The sequence below is a fragment of the Methylibium sp. T29 genome (assembly GCF_000576205.1).
Lineage (GTDB): Bacteria > Pseudomonadota > Gammaproteobacteria > Burkholderiales > Burkholderiaceae_C > Methylibium > Methylibium petroleiphilum.
In genome coordinates, this window is record NZ_AZND01000481.1 from 1 (window position 1) to 1,394 (window position 1,394).

Genomic DNA, 1,394 nt, shown 5'->3' on the forward strand with positions numbered 1-1,394 from the left:
GCCGCGCCGGCCGCTGCCAGGCCCGGCAGCCAGCCGGTGCCGGTGAGCAGCAGCAGCCCGGCCGAGGCCGCCATCGCGAAGCCGATCGTGCGCTCCAGGCGTTCGACGCGCGACACCAGGAAGCCGCCGATCACCATGCCGGCCGCGCCGCACAGCATGTAGCCGGTCACGACGAAGGCGGTGAGCGCCAGCGGCAGTTCGTACATCTGCTGCAGCGCCGGGCTGGCGAAGCCCTGAATCGCGGTCAGCGCGGCGGTGGTCCAGAAGAAGAACGCGAAGCACAGCCACACCGAGGGCAGCTTCAGGAAGGCCATCGGGTGCTCGACCGCGGCGCCGGCGGACGGGCCGCGCGTCTCGTGCTCCCAGGTGCCGGCGCGGTCGTCGATCGCGTCGCGGTTGAACCACTGGATCGCCAGCACGACCAGCGCCAGCACGCCGGCCCCGGCCGCGGCGACGCGCCACGAACCGCCGGCCGCCGAGAGCCCGGCCATGAACACCGGGCCGACTGCCCAGCCGAGGTTGCCGGTGATGCCGTGCACCGAGAAGGCGTGGCCCAGGCGCGGCTGCGACACGCGCTTGTTGAGGATGGTGAAGTCGACCGGGTGGAACGGCGAGTTGCCCAGCCCGGCCAGCGCCGCGGCGAGCATCAGGCCGCCGTAGCCGGTGGCCGTGGCGGTGGCGAGCGCCGACGCGGCGAACAGCGCCAGCGCGAGGAACAGCACCGGCCGCGCGCCGACGCGGTCGACCAGGAAGCCGGCCAGCGCCTGGCCGATGCCCGAGATCACGAAGAACACCGAGACCAGCAGGCCGAGCTCGGCGTAGCTGTAGCCGAAGTCGCGGATGAAGGCCGGGAACAGCGGCGGCAGCACCATGTGGAAGAAGTGCGAGGTGCCGTGCGCAAGGCCGATCAGGCCGATGGTGCGGGCGTCCTGGCGCAGCGAGCGGCCGCCGTCGGCGGCCTGGGGAGGGAGCGTGGAGCGTGACATGCCCCGATGCTAGGTGGGGACGTCTCGGCGCGCTTACGATAGCGGGACAATTTCTGTCGAGATCATGCCAAGACGCCCCTCGCCCCCTCCGAAGGCTCGCGCGACGCCCGCCGCGACGCGGGTCGGCCCGCTGACGCCGCACCTGTTCACGCCGACCGCCGAGCGGCCGCTGCGCGCGAAGCGACACACGCTGGCCACCGACTCGCGCGTCGAACCGCACAGCCACGCCTGGGCCCAGCTTGCCTGGTCGGCCACCGGTGTGATGCGGCTCACCGCCGCGCGCGGCACCTACCTCGTGCCGCCGTCGCGCGCGGTGTGGGTGCCGCCCGGCGTCGAGCACGCGATCACCGTGGTCGAGACCGCCGAGCTGCGCACGCTCTACCTGCACCAGCGGCCGGGCCGCTGCGG

2 protein-coding genes are annotated in these 1,394 nt (G+C 73.5%); one reads left to right on the forward strand and one right to left on the reverse strand.

Features of this window, described 5'->3' with window-relative positions:
• Positions 1 to 986, reverse strand: a 986-nt coding sequence (locus tag x551_RS22200) for an MFS transporter (RefSeq protein WP_051512294.1), incomplete at its 3' end; no start/stop codon positions are given.
• A gap of 64 nt (positions 987 to 1,050) precedes the next feature.
• On the opposite strand from x551_RS22200, the gene x551_RS22205 reads away from it, so the two are divergent.
• Positions 1,051 to 1,394: AraC family ligand binding domain-containing protein (locus x551_RS22205; RefSeq protein ID WP_036251635.1), on the forward strand; the 344-nt coding region annotated here is incomplete at its 3' end.